At 70.8% G+C, this 16,755-nt stretch carries 14 protein-coding genes; 10 read left to right on the top strand and 4 right to left on the bottom strand.

Annotated elements, in window-relative coordinates:
* The 5 genes from AB0L95_RS34530 to AB0L95_RS34510 all read left to right on the top strand — a co-directional run.
* Positions 1-254, top strand: a 254-nt coding sequence (locus AB0L95_RS34530) for a potassium-transporting ATPase subunit C (RefSeq protein WP_365168775.1), incomplete at its 5' end; no start/stop codon positions are given.
* Between the two features lie 130 nt (positions 255-384).
* Positions 385-1,068 carry a response regulator transcription factor gene (locus AB0L95_RS34525; RefSeq protein WP_365168772.1) on the top strand — a complete coding sequence of 228 codons (684 nt, stop codon included), beginning with the start codon at positions 385-387 and terminating at the stop codon, positions 1,066-1,068.
* Position 1,069: 1 nt separating this feature from the next.
* The gene (locus tag AB0L95_RS34520) at positions 1,070-3,613 is read left to right on the top strand and encodes a sensor histidine kinase KdpD (protein ID WP_365168769.1); all 2,544 of its coding nucleotides are present in this window, start codon (positions 1,070-1,072) and stop codon (positions 3,611-3,613) included.
* 298 nt (positions 3,614-3,911) lie between these two features.
* Positions 3,912-5,735, top strand: coding sequence for an APC family permease (locus AB0L95_RS34515; RefSeq protein WP_365168765.1), 1,824 nt, complete (start codon positions 3,912-3,914; stop codon positions 5,733-5,735).
* Between the two features lie 53 nt (positions 5,736-5,788).
* Positions 5,789-6,628: an LLM class F420-dependent oxidoreductase gene (locus AB0L95_RS34510; protein WP_365168762.1), complete on the top strand. Its 840-nt coding sequence runs from the start codon at positions 5,789-5,791 to the stop codon at positions 6,626-6,628.
* Positions 6,629-6,665: 37 nt separating this feature from the next.
* Here the strand turns inward: AB0L95_RS34510 and AB0L95_RS34505 are convergent, their stop codons facing one another.
* A complete protein-coding gene (locus AB0L95_RS34505; protein ID WP_365168759.1) occupies positions 6,666-7,907 on the bottom strand; it encodes a MalY/PatB family protein in 1,242 nt (413 codons plus the stop codon).
* Between the two features lie 271 nt (positions 7,908-8,178).
* On the opposite strand from AB0L95_RS34505, the gene AB0L95_RS34500 reads away from it, so the two are divergent.
* The 4 genes from AB0L95_RS34500 to AB0L95_RS34485 all read left to right on the top strand — a co-directional run bounded on the left by AB0L95_RS34500 (position 8,179) and on the right by AB0L95_RS34485 (position 12,875).
* On the top strand, positions 8,179-9,519 hold the full coding sequence (locus tag AB0L95_RS34500) for an MFS transporter (RefSeq protein WP_365168781.1): 1,341 nt from the start codon (positions 8,179-8,181) through the stop codon (positions 9,517-9,519).
* A gap of 156 nt (positions 9,520-9,675) precedes the next feature.
* Positions 9,676-10,239, top strand: a complete 564-nt coding sequence (locus tag AB0L95_RS34495) for a DUF2243 domain-containing protein (RefSeq protein ID WP_365168756.1) — start codon at positions 9,676-9,678, stop codon at positions 10,237-10,239.
* Positions 10,239-11,072 carry a cytochrome c oxidase assembly protein gene (locus tag AB0L95_RS34490; protein ID WP_365168753.1) on the top strand — a complete coding sequence of 278 codons (834 nt, stop codon included), beginning with the start codon at positions 10,239-10,241 and terminating at the stop codon, positions 11,070-11,072. Before AB0L95_RS34495 ends, AB0L95_RS34490 begins: the two co-directional genes overlap by 1 nt.
* A 165-nt stretch (positions 11,073-11,237) precedes the next feature.
* A complete protein-coding gene (locus AB0L95_RS34485) occupies positions 11,238-12,875 on the top strand; it encodes a TauD/TfdA family dioxygenase (RefSeq protein WP_365168751.1) in 1,638 nt (545 codons plus the stop codon).
* Here the strand turns inward: AB0L95_RS34485 and AB0L95_RS34480 are convergent.
* The 3 genes from AB0L95_RS34480 to AB0L95_RS34470 form a co-directional block, all read right to left on the bottom strand.
* Positions 12,872-13,657 carry a GntR family transcriptional regulator gene (locus tag AB0L95_RS34480; RefSeq protein WP_365168748.1) on the bottom strand — a complete coding sequence of 262 codons (786 nt, stop codon included), beginning with the start codon at positions 13,655-13,657 and terminating at the stop codon, positions 12,872-12,874. The two genes, AB0L95_RS34485 and AB0L95_RS34480, sit on opposite strands and share 4 nt — an antisense overlap.
* A 144-nt stretch (positions 13,658-13,801) precedes the next feature.
* The gene (locus AB0L95_RS34475; protein ID WP_365168746.1) at positions 13,802-14,620 is read right to left on the bottom strand and encodes a CAP domain-containing protein; all 819 of its coding nucleotides are present in this window, start codon (positions 14,618-14,620) and stop codon (positions 13,802-13,804) included.
* Positions 14,621-15,051: 431 nt separating this feature from the next.
* The gene (locus AB0L95_RS34470; RefSeq protein WP_365168743.1) at positions 15,052-16,011 is read right to left on the bottom strand and encodes a nitronate monooxygenase; all 960 of its coding nucleotides are present in this window, start codon (positions 16,009-16,011) and stop codon (positions 15,052-15,054) included.
* Positions 16,012-16,196: 185 nt separating this feature from the next.
* Here AB0L95_RS34470 and AB0L95_RS34465 point away from each other — a divergent pair, with 185 nt between their 5' ends.
* Positions 16,197-16,694 (top strand): GNAT family N-acetyltransferase, encoded by a 498-nt coding sequence (locus tag AB0L95_RS34465; RefSeq protein ID WP_365168741.1) that lies wholly within the window; start codon positions 16,197-16,199, stop codon positions 16,692-16,694.
* Positions 16,695-16,755: the final 61 nt, after the last annotated feature.

The following is a 16,755-nucleotide window of genomic DNA, read 5'->3' as shown; positions in this document are numbered from 1 at the left end:
ACACCGTCCGGCCCGCGCAGGTGCCCGCCGACGCGGTCACGTCCTCGGGCTCGGGCCTGGACCCGGACATCTCCACGGCCTACGCCGACCTCCAGATCCACCGCATCGCGGCGAAGAACCATCTGCCGCTCACACAGGTGGAGAAGCTGGTCAAGGACCACACGGCCAGCCGCACCCTCGGCTTCATCGGCGAACCCCGCGTCAACGTCCTGGAGCTCAACATCGCACTCAAGGACCTCACAGCCAAGCACTGAGGGAGTCACGTGACCCACACGGGAGTCGGGGTCCGGGAGGCGTCCCGGGCCCCGACTCCCGCAGCCATGAGGGCGGTTGCCCCGCTTCCGGCGCGCACGGCCCCACGTAGGACAGGAGAGACGCACACCCATGACCCGGGTGCTCGTGGTGGAGGACGACCCGCAGCTCGTACGGGCCCTCGTCATCAACTTGCAGGCACGTCACTACAGCGTGGACGCGGCTCCGGACGGGGCCACGGCCCTCCGACTCGCTGCCGCGGGCCAGCCCGACGTCGTGCTGCTCGATCTCGGGCTGCCCGACATGGACGGCGTCGACGTCATCAGGGCCCTGCGCGGCTGGACCCGGGTGCCGATCCTGGTGCTGTCGGCCCGTCAGGCGTCCGACGAGAAGGTGGCCGCGCTCGACGCGGGCGCCGACGACTACATCACCAAGCCGTTCAGCATGGACGAGTTGCTGGCCCGGCTGCGGGCCGCCGTCCGCCGTACCGAGGACTCCCCGGTCGGCCGGGAAACGACCGTGGTCGAGACGGGGCACTTCACCATCGACCTGCTCGCCAAGAAGGTCGTCAGGGGCGGGCGGGACGTCCGGCTGACGCCCACCGAATGGCACCTGTTGGAGATCCTGGTCACCAACCCCGGTCGGCTGGTCACGCAGAAGTACCTCCTCCAGGAGGTCTGGGGCGTCTCCCAGAGCAGCAAGACCAACTATCTGCGGGTCTACATGGCGCAGTTGCGCCGCAAGTTGGAGACGGACCCCTCCCACCCCCGCTATCTGATCACCGAGCCCGGCATGGGCTACCGCTTCGAGGAATGACATGGCACGCGGCAAGCTCCGGATCTACCTCGGCGCGGCACCCGGCGTCGGCAAGACGTACGCGATGCTGTCGGAGGCACACCGTCGTATCGAGCGGGGGACCGACTGCGTGGTCGCCTTCGTGGAGCACCACCACCGGCCGCGCACCGAGGTGATGCTGCACGGTCTGGAAGAGGTGCCGCGCAAGGAGATCGAGTACCGAGGCAGTACGTTCACCGAGATGGACGTGGACGCCGTCCTCGCACGCCACCCTCAGGTGGCCCTGGTGGACGAGCTGCCGCACACGAACATCCCCGGCTCGCGCAACACCAAGCGCTGGCAGGACGTCGAGGAGCTGCTCGCGGCCGGGATCGACGTGATCTCGACCGTCAACATCCAGCACCTGGAGTCGCTGGGCGACGTGGTCGAGTCGATCACCGGCATCCGGCAGCAGGAGACCGTACCCGACGAGGTCGTACGGCGCGCCGACCAGATCGAACTGGTCGACATGTCACCTCAGGCGCTGCGCCGCCGTATGGCCCACGGCAACATCTACAAGCCGGACAAGGTCGACGCGGCCCTCGCCAACTACTTCCGGCCCGGCAACCTGACCGCGCTCCGGGAACTGGCGCTGCTGTGGGTGGCCGAACGGGTCGACGAATACCTGAACGAGTACCGCAGCGAGCACCGGGTGTCGACCATCTGGGGTTCGCGCGAGCGGATCGTGGTCGGCCTGACCGGCGGTCCCGAGGGACGGACCCTGATACGGCGTGCCGCACGCCTCGCCGAGAAGGGCGCGGGCGGCGAGGTGCTCGCCGTCTACATCGCCCGCAGCGACGGCCTCAACAGCGCCTCGCCGAAGGAACTGGCCGTTCAGCGCACGCTGGTCGAGGATCTGGGCGGGACCTTCCATCACGTCGTCGGTGACGACATCCCGGCGGCCCTGCTCGACTTCGCCCGCGGCGTGAACGCGACCCAGATCGTCCTCGGGGTCTCGCGTCGCAGAAGCTGGCAGTACGTCTTCGGTCCCGGTGTCGGTGCCACGGTCGCCCGCGAGTCCGGTCCCGATCTGGACGTCCACCTCATCACGCACGACGAGGCCGGCAAGGGCCGCGGACTGCCGGTGGCACGCGGAGCGCGGCTCGGACGGTCGCGGCTCATCTGGGGCTGGGTCGTCGGCGTGCTCGGCCCCGCGTCCCTGACCTGGCTGCTCACCAGTGTCACTCCGGACGTCGGCCTTGCCAACGACATGCTGCTGTACCTGGCCCTGACGGTGGCGGCTGCCCTGCTGGGCGGGCTCTTCCCCGCGCTCGCCTCCGCCGTGGTGGGTTCCCTGCTGCTCAACTGGTACTTCACTCCGCCCGTCCACACCCTGACGATCGCCGATCCGAAGAACATCGTCGCCATCGCGATCTTCCTCGGTGTCGCCGTGTCGGTGGCCTCGGTGGTGGACCTCGCGGCCCGGCGCACCCAGCAGGCGGCCCGGCTGCGGGCCGAGTCGGAGATCCTGTCCTTCCTCGCCGGGAACGTGCTGCGCGGCGAGACCACGCTGGAGGCGCTGCTGGAGAGAGTCCGCGAGACCTTCGGCATGGAGTCGGTGGCGCTGCTGGAGCGAACCGGCGAGACGGCGCCCTGGACCTGCGCCGGGAGTGTGGGGCCCGAGCCCGCGGAGGTCCCGGAGGACGCGCACGTGGACGTACCGGTCGGCGACCACATGGCGCTGTCTCTGCGGGGCCGGGTGCTGCCGGCCGCCGACCGGCGGGTGCTGGCCGCGTTCGCCGCGCAGGCCGCCGTCGTCCTGGACCGCCAGCGCCTGCAGCACGAGGCGGAGCAGGCCAAGGAACTGGCCGAGGGAAACCGCATACGGACCGCGCTGCTCGCCGCCGTCAGCCATGACCTGCGCACCCCGCTCGCCGGTATCAAGGCCGCGGTGACCTCGCTGCGCTCCGACGACGTCGAGTGGTCCGAGGAGGACCGGGCAGAGCTGCTGGCCGCGATCGAGGAGGGCGCCGACCGGCTCGACCTCCTCGTCGGGAACCTGCTGGACATGTCCCGTCTCCAGACCGGCACCGTCACCCCGATCATCCGCGAGACCGACCTCGACGAGGTCGTGCCCATGGCGCTCGGCGGGGTGCCCGAGGGCAGTGTGGAACTGGACATCCCCGAGACCCTGCCCATGGTGTACGTCGACCGGGGGCTGCTGGAGCGGGCCGTCGCCAACGTCGTCGAGAACGCCGTCAAGTACAGCCCGCCGGGAGAGAGGGTCCTGGTGTCGGCGAGCGCCCTCGCCGACCGGGTGGAGGTGCGGGTCGTCGACCGGGGCCCCGGGGTCCCGGACGAGGCCAAGGACCGGATCTTCGAACCCTTCCAGCGGTACGGCGACTCGCCTCGTGGTGTCGGCGTGGGCCTCGGTCTGGCGGTCGCACGCGGGTTCGCCGAGGCCGTGGGCGGCACGCTGCATGCCGAGGACACGCCCGGCGGCGGCTTGACCATGGTGCTGGCCGTGCCGACGTCACCGCAGCGGCCGCCGGAGCGGCCGCACGTGTCGGCGGCGGCCATGTCCTGAGGACCTCAGGCGTCTGGCGCATGCCTGACGACCCGTTCCCTGTCCTCCCGTCAGACGTGTCAGCATCGCCTCAAGGCCGTCCGGGACACCGTCGGCGTCCGTCCGGGGCACGCCAGGCACCGGGACGGAGGACTGTGACCGGCCTTCTCCCTCCCGGCTCCGGGCTGGAGAAGGCCGGTCCTCCCACACCCGCCACACCGACCGACCCGCCCGGGCCGCACCAGGAAGCGGACGCCCGCCCCACGACGGACACTGACTGCGACCGTTCGACTGTCCGACCGGCCCCGACGAGGTCCCGATGGCGTATGGCCTGGCACGACGTGAGCTGAGACCGAGGGTGCCGCTGCGTCCCGGCGAGGGGGAGAAAGACCACCTCACCAGTCTGGAAGGGCTGGCCGCGCTGTCACTGGACGCGCTCAGCTCGGTGGCGTACGGCCCTGAGGCGATCGTGCTGGCACTCGTGGCCGCCGGCACCGGGGCGCTGAGTGCGACCTTGCCCATCACGCTGGCGATCACCTTTCTGCTCGCGGCACTGGTCATCTCCTACGGCCAGGTCATCGCCGTACACCCGGACGGCGGAGGCGCCTACGCCGTCGCGAAGTGCGAACTGGGTCCGACCTCCAGCCTGCTCGCCGCCGCGAGCCTGGTCGTCGACTACGTGCTCACCGTGGCCGTCAGTCTGGCCGCCGGCGCCGACGCGCTCGCCTCCGCGTTCCCCGTACTCGCCCATGACAAGCTGCTCGTCTGCCTGGCGGGCCTTGTTCTGCTGACGGGCGTGAACCTTCGGGGCGTCACCGAGAGCGCCCGGGTGCTGATGCTGCCCACCACGCTGTTCATCGTGGCCATCATCGGAGTCATCGTCCTCGGCCTGCTCCGCTCACATCCCGCGGCCGTCGTCGGTACGGCACGGTCCTTCCCGGCGCAGGAGACGCTGGGTCTGCTGCTCATCCTCAAGGCGTTCTCCTCCGGCTGTTCGGCCCTGACCGGTGTGGAGGCCATCGCCAACGCGGTGCCGACCTTCCGTACCCCCAGATTCAGGCGCGCCCAGCGCACCGAACTCATGCTGGGTGCCCTGCTGGGGCTCATGTTGGTCGGCCTGGCCGTGCTGATCCGCCGCGACCATGTGGCCCCGCGCGGCGGCGTCACCGTACTGGCACAGCTCACCGCGAGCGCCTACGGCACCGGCTGGGCCTACTACGCCACCAACATCATCGTCACCCTGGTGCTGCTCCTCGCCGCCAACACCAGCTTCGGCGGACTGCCGGTGCTGATGAGTCTGCTCGCCCGCGACCACCGGCTGCCCCACCTGTTCGGGCTGCGCGCCGAACGCCCCGTCTACCGCTACGGCGTCGTCGCCCTGGCCCTGATGGCCGCCCTGCTGCTCATCGCGGTCGACGCCGACACCCACCGGCTGATCCCCCTCTTCGCCATCGGCGTCTTCATCGGCTTCACCCTCAGTCAGCTCGGCCTCGTCAGGCACTGGGCGAGGCAGAAACCCCAGGGGTGGAAGCCGCGCGCGCTCATCAACGGCACCGGGGCGCTGCTGACGACCCTGGCCGGCGTCATCCTCCTCACCACGAAATTCCTGGAAGGGGCGTGGGTGGTCGTCATCGCCGTCCCGCTGATGATGCTGCTGTTCGCCCGGATCCAGCGCTACTACACCGCCGTGGGGGAGGAGCTGGGACTCGGCCGTATCCCCGGCCCACCCGACCGGCGTACAGCGAGCCTGGTCATCGTTCCGCTCGGCGACGTCAGCAGACTCGCGCGGCACGCCATCGGCGCCGCCCTCGCCCTGGGGGACGAGGTGATCGCCGTCGCCGTCCAGGCCGACCCCGACAAGGCCCGCGCTCTGCGGGAGGCATGGGAGCGCTGGGACCCCGGTGTCCGGCTCGACATCATCGACAGCCCGCACCGCTCCCTCGTACAGCCGATGGTCGACTATGTACAGCGCGTGGCCCAGGAGGGAGACGGACGGCAGATCGCCGTCCTCATCCCCGAGGTGGAACCCCGTCACCGCCGCTACGAGATCCTTCAGAACCAGCGCGGACTGCTCCTCGCCACCGTCCTGCGAGCGCGTACGGATGTGGTGGTGTGCATGCTGCCCTACCGGCTCCGCGTCTGAGCCCCGGACCCGGACCCCTGGAAACCCTTCGACCGCTTACGTAGCGTGGCGTGATGCGCTTCGCCTTCAAGACGTCACCGCAGGGAACCACCTGGAACGCTCTGCTCGATGTATGGCGGGCAGCCGACGAGATAGAGGTCTTCGAGTCCGGATGGACCTCCGACCACTTTCAAGCCATGCACGGAACCAGCCCGACGATCCCTCGCCTCGAAGGCTGGATCACCCTGGCGGCCCTCGCCCAAGCGACGCGACGACTGCGCATGGGCACGCTGGTCACGGGCATCCATTATCGGCATCCAGCGGTGCTCGCCAACATGGCGGCCACACTCGACGTCATCTCGGGCGGTCGGCTGGAACTCGGCATCGGAACCGGCTGGAACCAAGAGGAGTCCCACGCCTACGGAATCGAGCTCGGCACCCCGCGACAGCGCAGCGACCGCTTCGAGGAGGCGTGCGAGGTGCTGACCGCACTGCTCGGCCCCGACCGGACCGCCACATTCAAAGGCGCGTACTACGAGCTGACCGACGCACGCTGCAACCCCAAGCCGATCCAGCGACCTCACCCCCCTCTCTGCCTCGGTGGCAGCGGAGAGAAACGCACCCTACGGACCGCGGCGAGGTTCGCTCAGCACTGGAACTTCGACACCGGAACACCCGAACAGTTCCGCAGAGCGCGCGACGTGCTGCGCCGGCACTGCGGCAGCGTCGGACGCGACCCGGCGGAGATCCGGCTCTCCGCGCAGGTGCGCTACACCGGTGACCCCGCGAAGACCGCCGCGGACGCGGCCGCGTTCGCTGCCGAGGGCGCCGAACTCGCTGTCGTCTACCTCCCGTTGCCCTACTCGCCGCATGTCCTTGAGCCGCTGGCGGACGAACTGGCCAGGACGGCCTGACCGGATCCGCGGCTACGAAACGCGGAAGCGCCGCCTGTCACAGGTCCCGCAGCGCGCCGCCCATTCTCGTCAGGGCCTCGCGCAGGATGGCTGGTGACGTCGCGAAGTTGAGCCGTACACACCCCGCCCCGCCGGAACCGAAGACATGCCCGGAACTGAGGGCCACTCCGGCCTTGTCCAGGAACATCCTCGCCGGTCCGGCCACATCACTCACGACCCCGGGGCCATCGGACCGCTGGTCGCTGTGCGGTCCCAGCTCCGTACAGTCCAGCCAGGCCAGATAGGTGCCTTGCGGCGGCCGGTACCGAACGCCGGGGAGGTGTTCCTCGACGAGTTGCCCCAGCAGACGCCGGTTGGCGTCGAGCCCGAGCAGCAGTTCGTCGAGCCAGTCCCCTCCGTCGCGAAACGCCGTGGTGTGGGCGATGACCCCCAGATGGCTGGGGCCGTGGCTGACCTCTTCGGGCATGCGGCGAAGGTCGTCGGCCGCCTCGGTGCCGGCGATCGCCAGCGCGGCCTTGAGGCCGGCGAGGTTCCACGCCTTGGACGCCGAGATCAGCGCGAAGGCGTTCTCGGAGCCCGGAACACAGAGGAAAGGTGTGAAGGCGGCCCCGGGCAGCACCAAAGGGGCGTGGATCTCGTCGGACACCACCCGTACGCCGTGTTTGCGGGCCAGCTCTGCGACGGCGCGCAGTTCCTCCCGGGTGTGGACGACGCCGGTCGGGTTGTGCGGGTTGCTCAAGAGGAACGCCGCGCGGCGGCCCCGGCTTCGGGCTCGTACGAAGGCGTCTTCCACGGTGCCGAGATCGATCCGCAGATCCTGTCCGAGCTTCGCCTCGACGACCTCCCTGCCGGCGTGCGTGATGAACGCGTAGAAAGGCGGATACACCGGTGAGCACACGACGACGGCGTCACCCGGGTCGGTTGTCAACCGGAGCACTTCGACGATGCCCATCATGACGTCGGGCACGATCGCCGTGTGGGCGATGCGCAGGTCTTCCCAGCCCCATCGCGCGCGGGCGAACTCCGCGAGCGCCTCGGCGTAGGCGCTCCCGTGCGGGTAGCCGGTGTCGCCGAGGTCGATCGTCGTGTGCAGCGCCTCGACGATGGAAGGCGCGAGAGGCACATCCATCTCCGCGACCCACAGCGGGAGCACATCCTTGGGGTACACGCGCCACTTCATGCTCGTACGCTTCTGCAACTGCTCAAGAGACAACTGCGTGAGGGGATTCGCACGACCGCCCTTCGCGTCGTCGAGCCCCGCCCGCTCCCTGCGATCCATTGGTCTGCGCTCCCGTGGCCGTGTAGAAGCGTGCTCGTGAGTTCGTGGGCACTCCCATAGTGGCCCTGCCGGCCGCCGCCTGCTCCTCCGTGTGCCCACCCGTCCGCCACACCCTTCCGCAGTATGGGGCATGCGTCCGTTAGTGTGGCTTTTGTGCGGACAGGGCTTCTGCGGACGGGAGGGAGCTGGGGACGTGGCGTTCGCGGAGTCGGCCGGTGGCGGCGAGCCCCCGCCCCCTCCTGTGTCGGTCCCGCAGCCCGGGCGGCGGTACCTGGCACCGCTGCTGGCGGTGTGCGCCGGGTACTTCATGGTGATCCTGGACGTGACGATCATCAACGTCGCCGTGCCGGTGGTGGGCCGGGACCTGTCCGCCTCGCTCACCGGCATCCAGTGGATCACGGATGGGTACACCATGGTCTTCGCCGGGTTGCTGATGACCGGCGGCGCGCTGGGCGACCGGCTGGGCAACCGTCGGATCTTCTGCTCGGGCGTGGCGGTGTTCACCGTGTCCTCCGCCGCGTGCGCGTTCGCGCAGACCGCCCCCTTCCTGGTTGCGGGCCGACTGGTCGAAGGGCTCGGCGCGGCGCTGATCGTGCCCGGCTCCCTGGCCCTGCTCCAGCAGGCCTACCCGGCGCCGGCCGCACGCTCACGAGCCTTCGGCCTGTGGGGATCGATGGCGGGCATCGCGGCCTCGGCCGGGCCGCTGCTGGGCGGGCTGCTGGTCTCCACCGTGGGCTGGCGCTGGGTCTTCCTCATCAATCTGCCCGTCGGCGTGGCCTGCCTGCTGCTGACGCTGCGGCATGTGGCGCCCTCGCCCCGGAACGCCGACCGGGCTCTGGACTGGCCCGCGCAGTGCGCCGTCGCGGCGGCTGTGGGGCTGCTGACCGCCGCGCTCAACGAGGCCGGACGACGTGGCTGGTCCGACCCCGCCGTTCTCGCCGGGTTGGGGCTGGCCGCCTCGGCCGCCGTGGCGTTCGTGCTGCGCGAGCGGCTCGCCCGATCGCCCGCTCTCCCGCTGAGCCTGCTGCGCTCACGCGCGCTGAGCGGCGGGGCCGGCATCGGTCTGCTGTTCAACTTCGGCTTCTACGGGATGGTGTTCACCGCCAGCCTCTCCTTCCAGCACCAGCGCGGCTTCAGCGCCCTTGCCACCGGGGCGGCCCTGTTCCCGGCGGTGGCGATGACCATGTTCGCCTCCGTCCTGTCCGGGCGGCTGAGTCGCCGCACCGGCGATCGTCCGCTGGTCGTCTCCGGCATGGTGCTGGCCGCCCTCGGGCTGGCCGGCTGGGCCGCGGCGGGGGCCGCTCCCGCGTACCCGCTGCTGGTGGCTCCCATGATGGCCGCCGGGTTCGGTACGTCCTTCGCCCTCACCGGCTCGACCGCCACGGTGATGGGTACCGCGTCACCGGCGTACGCCGGGGCCGCATCCGCCCTGTTCAACACCACCCGCCAGATCGGCAGCGCCACCGGTGTGGCACTCGGGGGAAGCCTGCTGGCCACGCACACCGACTACGGCGCCGGGCTGCGCACCAGCATGGCCGTCGGCGCGCTCGCCTATCTGACCGCCGCCTGCCTCGCATGGCTGTGCGTGCCGACGGACGCTGAAGCACCGTAGGCCGTACCGGGGCCCCCGAACGGGCCGGAGCGGTCCCGGTACGCGCGTAGGCCGTGCGGAGGAACCGGCCGTTCCGGGGGCACCACGGCCGCGCGGCCGGGAAAGCACACAGGGGAAGGTTCGGCAGACCCGCACGGACGAGACGGAGACAGGCTGATGGCGACCACCACCGCGAGCGGGGCCCGGAGCGGTCTGACGCCGGTCGGCCTTCAGCTGCCGGGCATCGTGCTGGGGGTGGGGCTGGGCGGGTTCCTCGACGGCATCCTGCTGCACCAGCTCCTGCAGTGGCACCACATGCTCAGCAGCACCAACCACGACCGCATCGGCGTCAAGTACTACAACCCCCACACGGTCTCCGGGCTGGAGATGAACACCCTCTGGGACGGCATCTTCCACATCGTGTGCTGGATCGCGGTCCTCATCGGCCTCGCGATTCTCTACTCCCGGGTCACCCACAACCGCCGCCGGATGTGGACGTCTCGGGTGCTGTGGGGCTGGATCCTGGTGGGCTGGGGCCTCTTCAACCTCGTCGAAGGTGTTCTGGACCACCACATCCTCGGTATCCACCATGTCCACGGCGGCCCTTATCAGGTCTGGTGGGACATCGGCTTCCTCGTCCTGGGCGCTCTGCTGCTCGCGGGCGGCTGGCTCCTTCAGCGCAGTGGCCAGCCCTTCGACCCCGACGCCCCCACCGCCCGCCTGGCCGGAACAGCCGCGTAATGGACCACGACACACATCACCTGCACCACAGCGCCGGAGGCGGCCTGCTGGAGACACTGCTGCCGGCGCTCGCCCTGCTGGCGTGCGCGGGCGCCTATCTTCGCCTCGCCCGCCTGGCCCGGCTCCGCAACCCGGTGCGGGGCTGGAGCCCCTGGCGCACGGCTTGGTTCACCACCGGCCTGGCCCTGCTGGCAGCGGCGATCCTGCCGCCGATCGCACCCCTCGCCCACACCGACTTCCGCGGCCATATGGCCCAGCACCTGCTGATCGGCATGTACGCCCCGCTCGCCCTGGTGCTCGGCGCTCCCGTCACCCTCCTGTTGCGGACGCTGCCGGCACACCGCGCCCGCCAGGTCACCGCGGTCGTGCACAGCCGACCTGCCCGCTGGCCGGCCCATCCGGCCGTCGCCCTGCTGCTGTCCACCGGCAGCCTCGCGGTCCTCTACTTCACCCCGCTCTACGACACCGTCATGGCCCATGCGGCCGGGCACTGGCTGCTGCACGCCCACTTCCTGATGTCGGGCTGTCTGTTCGCCTACGTCATCGCCGGCCCCGATCCTGCCCCAGCCCGCCCCGGCGTCCGGGCCCGGCTGGTCTGCCTCGGCTGCGCCATCGCCCTGCACGCCTCCATCGCGCAACTGATGTACGCAGGCATCTGGGTCGACATCCACGCCCCGATCCCCGAGGTCCAGGGCGGTGCCGAAATCATGTACTACGGCGGCGACATCGCCGAGCTCCTTCTCGCCGCTGCCCTCGTGAGCACCTGGCGCCCCGAACGCCGCTCCCAGCCCGCCGCAAAAAACTACCCGTCCTACCGTCCCGCGCGGACGTGACGCTCACCGGCTCGCCGACGCCTGGCACGGACGTCGACGCGTCAGCCGCGACACCGAGCACGAGGGGCGGGATTCGCCTCGCCGCCACCTTCGGGCCACTCCCAGGACGTGTCCGGCTGTGACGGTCGGGGAAGTTGGCTATACAACTTTGCCCGAGGAGTGAACGTGTCCCCCCTGCCCGCTTTCCCGATCGACGACCTGCCGGTGATGTGGCTCCGAGACAACTGCCCGTGCACACAGTGCCGCGACCCGCGCTCCGGACAGAAGCTGTTCCAGATCGGCTCCCTGCCCGAGGGGCTGCGAGTCGGTGCGGTTGCCGTCGCGGACGGCGCAGGGGAACCGGCCGTCGAGGTGATCTGGGACCCGGACGGGCACCGCTCGACGTACCCGCAGGCCTGGCTGGAGGCCCATCGGCCGGGGGGACCGGGGTACCGGGACCGGCGCACCGAAGCCGGAAAGGAACTGTGGAGGGCACGCGATCTGGTCGGCCGGGTGCCCGCGGCGGGCTGGGACGAGTACCTGGCCGAGCCGGCCCTGCGGGCGCGGATGCTGGAGTCGGTGCTGCGGCTGGGCTTCATGGTGCTGCGCGGGGTGCCCGAGCGCGAGGGCCAGGTGCTCGCCGTGGCGGAGACCTTCGGCTACGTCCGTGAGACCAACTACGGCAAGCTCTTCGACGTACGCGTCGAGCCCGACCCGAACAACCTCGCCTTCACCTCGGCCGCCATCACGCCGCACACCGACAACCCGTACCGGGACCCGGTCCCGACCGTGCAGCTGCTGCACTGCCTGGTGAACGACGCGGACGGCGGCGACTTTGGCCTCGTCGACGGCTTCGCCGCAGCCGCGCTGCTGCGACGGGAGGACCCGGAGGCGTTCGAGGTCCTCACCCGTACACCCGTACCGTTCGTCTTCCGTGACGCGGGGACCGAACTGCGCGCCGACCGTCCGCTGATCGACACCGACCCGCTGGGCCGCGTGCGCGAGGTGCGCTTCAACAACCGCTCGATCGGCACCCTGCGGCTGCCCGCCGACGCACTGGAGGCGTTCTACGCGGCCTACCGCACCTTCGCGGAGCTGCTGCTGCGCCCGGAGCTGCGTCTGGACCTGCGCCTGGTGCCGGGCGACTGCCTGGTGTTCGACAACACCCGGCTGATGCACGCCCGCACCGCGTTCGCCCAGGACGGGGCGCGTCACCTGCAGGGCTGCTACGCCGACCTGGACGGGCTGGCGAGCACCCTGGCCGTGCTGCGCCGCGCGGACACCCTGGAACCGCTGGCCGAACTGTTCGCCGGGGCAGGGGCGACGGAGTACCTGGGCGAACCGGTCTCCATGGCCCAGCACATGCTGCAGGCCGGGGCCAGGGCCGAGGCCGCGGGTGCCCCGCCGCATTTGGTGGCCGCCGCGCTGCTGCACGACGTCGGGCACGTCGACGACGATGTCGTTGCCGGCCGCGAGCTGATGGCCGGCAACGACAACCGGCACAGTCACACCGGTGCCGACCTGCTGGGCCGCTGGTTCGGGCTCGAGGTCACCGAGCCGGTTCGGCTGCACGTGGCCGCCAAGCGCTATCTGTGCGCGGTGGAACCGGGCTACCACGACCAGCTGTCCGAGGCGTCGAAGTACACCCTCGCGGTCCAGGGCGGAGTGATGACCCCGGCACAGGCGGCCCGGTTCGCCGCGCTGCCGGGCGCGGCCGACGCGGTCGCCGTCCGCCGCTGGGACGACGAGGCCAAGGACCCGGACGACGTCACACCGCCGTTCGAACACTTCCTCCCGCTGCTCACCGCGCTGCTGCGCGGCTAGGAACCGGGGGTTGCCGTGCCGGGTCTGTGGCGGCGGCCCAGGGTGGAGGCGGCCACGGAGTTGTGCACGGTGAAGGCGATGGTGCCGGGCAGGTAACGGTCCTCGGACCATTCCACCGGCACCCCCGCCGGATCCGTCGTGCGGCGCCGCTCGCGCAGCAGTACCTGCCCGGGCGGGCAGTCCAGCAGCCGGGCGTCATCGCTGTCGGCCCATGCGAGGTCGATGGTGTGGTCGGCGTCGGTGAAGAGCACACCGTGCGTGACGAGGGCCTCGGTGTGCGAGACGACGTCCGCCGGCAGCTCGGCCACCAGCACGCCCACCCGGGCCGGGTAGAGGGACCGTTCGACCATGACCGGCTCCCCGGAGAGGGTCCGTAGCCGCAGCACCAGGTACACCTCCGCCCCCGGCTCCAGGCCCAGTTGCCCGGCCTCGAAGGGCTCGGCCGGCCGGCGCACCACACGGTCCAGCCGGCCGCCCGGCGTCTCGCCGATGGAGCGGGCCCAGTTGGTGAAGCTCAACAGCTCCGAGAAACTCTGCGCCCGGGGGCCGCCCAGCACCGTGCGCGGGGTGCCGCGCCGGGAGGTGACCAGACCGTCCGAGCGCAGCATGGCCAGCGCGTGCCGGATCGTGCCCCGGGAGACGCCGTAGCGCTCGGCCAGCGTCCCTTCGGGAGGCAGCTTCGCGCCGGTGGCGTACTCGCCCGCGATGATCGCCTCACGGAGTTCGGCCGCGACCCTCCGGTAGCGCAGCTCGCTGTCCGGGCTGCCGTGCTCCTGCCGCACCGTGTCTCCTGGGCCGCTCATGGTCGTGCGGGCCGGAAGCCCGGCCCGCAGCAGACCCTACCGGCCGGGGAGGGGCCGGACCGGAGCCGTAGGCGAAGAGCGGTCAACACCGCGGCGTGCCTCAGCCAGGGTGGAAGGTTCCGCCTACTGGGCGGTGCCGAAGTCCTGGGTCCAGTAGCTGTCGGGCTGGGCGAGACCGACGCCGATCTCCTTGAACTCGCAGTTGAGAATGTTGGCCTTGTGACCGGGACTGGACATCCAGCCCGCCATGACCTGCTCGGGAGTGGCGTAACCATAGGCGACGTTCTCGCCGTAGGTGCTCCAGCTGTAGCCCGCCTGCGTGATCCGGTCGCCCGGGGAGGAGCCGTCGGAACCGGTGTGCGACATGTTCTGGTGGGCCGCCATGTCGTCGCTGTGGGCCTGCGCGACCTTGGTGAGGGTCGCGTTCACGGTCAAGGGTGAGCAACCGACCTTGGCGCGCTCGGCGTTGACGAGTTCGACGACGCGGGCGGTGACCCCGGAGGCCGTGGGGGTGGCTGCGGGCGCCGTGGGGGCGGCAGCCGATGCCGTGGCGGTCGCCGTGGGGGTGGGGGTCGCGGTGGCCTTCGGGCTGCTGACGGGCGCGGTCGCCGTGCGCTGCCCGGGAGCCGCGGTGTGCGTGGCGCGGGGACGCATGGAGACCTTGGGTTTGGGCGCGGCCTTCGGAGTGCGCTTGGTGCCCGTCGCAGTCTGCGACGGCGTCGCGCTGGGCACGACGTTCACTTCGCCGTAGAGGAGGTGCGGCCGGTCCGGGTGGCTCCAGGAAACCGGGGTCGAGGCCTTCGCGTCGGTGTGGGTCTGCTTTCCTCCGCCACCCTGCCAGTCGACGCAGGCCAGAGCGGCGCTCGGCGCGCCCACGGCTCCCACGGCGACGGCAGCCATGATTATTCGCCGGTAGCGGCTGTCCTTGCGATGCTTTCCCATGCGTGACCTCAAGATCAGCTCCTGAACTGCGGCGACCTCCTGCCGGTCGATTCTCAGGACGGCACCGCACAGAGAGCAAAGGGCCTTCTTACTACCCCGCTTAGTAGGCCGGGACGGTCCTTGCGGCGGACGTGTCGGCATGCTGGTCCGGCCGGAGTGGTCTTGGGGCAGGTCTGTTGTCACGTCAGAAGGCCGCCGCCTTTGCGGAATGAGCGAGCGGGCCGAGCGAGCGGAACACCTTCGAGTTCGTCCCGCCATACGCTGGGATCAAGCCGGACAAATTCTGTTTTGTCGGCAAGGTGCTTTCTACTATCGGACACGTGTAGATCCCGAATTCGCTGTGAGGGATGTCACCGCGCCGTCAATCCCCGCCCGGTGGGCCGACGTACTCCCGTCGACGGACGATCGCGACGCCCGGCCCGCAGAGCTTGTCAGTGCCCCGCTGCTCGGCCCAGGGCGTGGTCGGCCTGGGCGGCCAGTGCGGCGACGAGATCGGCTGCGGGAGGCCTATCGGTGACGAGGTCGACGCCCTCGCCTGCCCACACCGGCAGCGGCGGCACATCGCCTCGTGCCACATCGGCCTGATAGGCCTGCCGGGCCCGGGGGTCCGCAGCGAGTTCTGCCTCCCGGCCCCGCCAGCGGTCGAGGTAGGGATGGCCGAGAGTGCGAGCCGTGTACTTGGCCGGCCATCCGGATCCCCGGGCGAGGTCGAGGACGCTGCTGCGTTCCGTGTCCTGCCCGCGCCCGCGGACGATCGCCTCAGCGGTCGAGGGGTCGACCAGGGCCTCGGCCGTGGCCTGGAAGCGTGTGCCGATCAGCGCCCCGGCGGCCCCCAGCGCCAAGGCGGCGGCCACACCCCGGCCGTCGGCGATCCCGCCGGCCGCCAGCACCGGCACCGGAGCCGCCAGATCCACCACGACCGGTACGAACGGCAGCGTGGCCCTTCCGCGCCGGGCCCCGTGCCCGCCGCTCTCGGTGCCCTGCGCCACGATGACGTCCGCCCCCAGGTCCACGGCCCTGCGGGCCTCTTCTTCATCGGTGACCTGGACGATCACCGCCGCACCGGCTGCGCGGATGCGCTCGACGAACGGGCTCGGGTCCCCGAAGGACAGCATCACCGCCGCGGGGCCGTGCTCCAGGACCTGCTCGACCGCGCCGACACCGGCCGACCAACACAGGAACCCGACCCCCCACGGTCTTCCGCACCCGGCCACGATCGGCACCTCGCGGGCCAGCCAGTCCCGGTCCCCGTGCGCGCCGCCCAGCAGCCCCAGCCCGCCGCCGCGCGACACAGCCGCAGCCAGCGTGCCGCCTGCCGACCCGCCCATGGGCGCCAGCGCGATCGGATGCTGCACACGGAACAACTTCGTGAACGCCGTCGACAGTGGCATGACCGCCATCATCGCCCTGCTGCCGCTCTGGGCGCATCAGCGGGACCACCCCGCCGTCCGTCGCGTCATGTGGAGCAGAGCGTCTCGATGTTGTGGTGCAGCCGGCCGGGGAGAGCGGCGCAGGCGTCGGTCGTCACCTCGACGTAGCAGTGCGAGCGGGACCGGTTCAGGGGCATTGTCTTGGCGTGATCGAACTGAGTTCTCTGGGACCGGATGACTGGCGGGTGTGGCGTGAGCTGCGGCTGGCTGCGCTCAGCGAGGCGCCGTACGCCTTCGGCTCGACGTTGGCGGAGTGGCAGGGGCAGGGCGACCGGGAGGAGCGCTGGCGGGCCCGTCTCGGGATTCCCGGCTCTCGCAACGTCGTCGCAGTCCGGCAGGACGGGCCGGTCGGTATGGTCAGTGGCGTCCCGGACGAACATCCGGATGTCGCGGAGTTGATCTCTTTGTGGGTCAGTCCCACGGTTCGAGGCCAGGGGGTGGGAGACCTCTTGGCCGAAGAGATCGCGCGGCGGGCTGTGCGGAAGGATGCCAAGACCTTGCGGTTGTCGGTGATGCCGGACAACCGTTCGGCCATCGCGCTCTATGAGCGTCATGGCTTCAGGGACACCGGAGAGCCGGGCGACCTGTCGCCGGACGGCGTGTGCCGGGAACTGGTCCTGGCCAAGACTCTTGATTCCGCATAGTCACGCCACGGTTCAACCGGCGGTCGAAGTGAGGTGCCCAGGTCGGTCGCGGTGACGGGGT

This window comes from Streptomyces sp. NPDC052036, assembly GCF_040680495.1.
Taxonomy (GTDB): domain Bacteria; phylum Actinomycetota; class Actinomycetes; order Streptomycetales; family Streptomycetaceae; genus Streptomyces.
This window is presented reverse-complemented; position numbering and strand designations above follow the sequence as displayed.

Excerpts from the sequence above, each read along its gene's own strand:
- AB0L95_RS34525 (WP_365168772.1), top strand. The coding sequence starts at position 385 with ATGACCCGGGTGCTCGTGGTGGAGGACGACCCGCAGCTCGTACGGGCC.
- AB0L95_RS34470 (WP_365168743.1), bottom strand. The coding sequence starts at position 16,011 with ATGCCACTGTCGACGGCGTTCACGAAGTTGTTCCGTGTGCAGCATCCG.
- AB0L95_RS34505 (WP_365168759.1), bottom strand. The coding sequence starts at position 7,907 with ATGGATCGCAGGGAGCGGGCGGGGCTCGACGACGCGAAGGGCGGTCGT.
- AB0L95_RS34475 (WP_365168746.1), bottom strand. The coding sequence starts at position 14,620 with ATGGGAAAGCATCGCAAGGACAGCCGCTACCGGCGAATAATCATGGCT.
- AB0L95_RS34495 (WP_365168756.1), top strand. The coding sequence starts at position 9,676 with ATGGCGACCACCACCGCGAGCGGGGCCCGGAGCGGTCTGACGCCGGTC.
- AB0L95_RS34510 (WP_365168762.1), top strand. The coding sequence starts at position 5,789 with ATGCGCTTCGCCTTCAAGACGTCACCGCAGGGAACCACCTGGAACGCT.
- AB0L95_RS34490 (WP_365168753.1), top strand. The coding sequence starts at position 10,239 with ATGGACCACGACACACATCACCTGCACCACAGCGCCGGAGGCGGCCTG.
- AB0L95_RS34515 (WP_365168765.1), top strand. The coding sequence starts at position 3,912 with ATGGCGTATGGCCTGGCACGACGTGAGCTGAGACCGAGGGTGCCGCTG.
- AB0L95_RS34520 (WP_365168769.1), top strand. The coding sequence starts at position 1,070 with ATGGCACGCGGCAAGCTCCGGATCTACCTCGGCGCGGCACCCGGCGTC.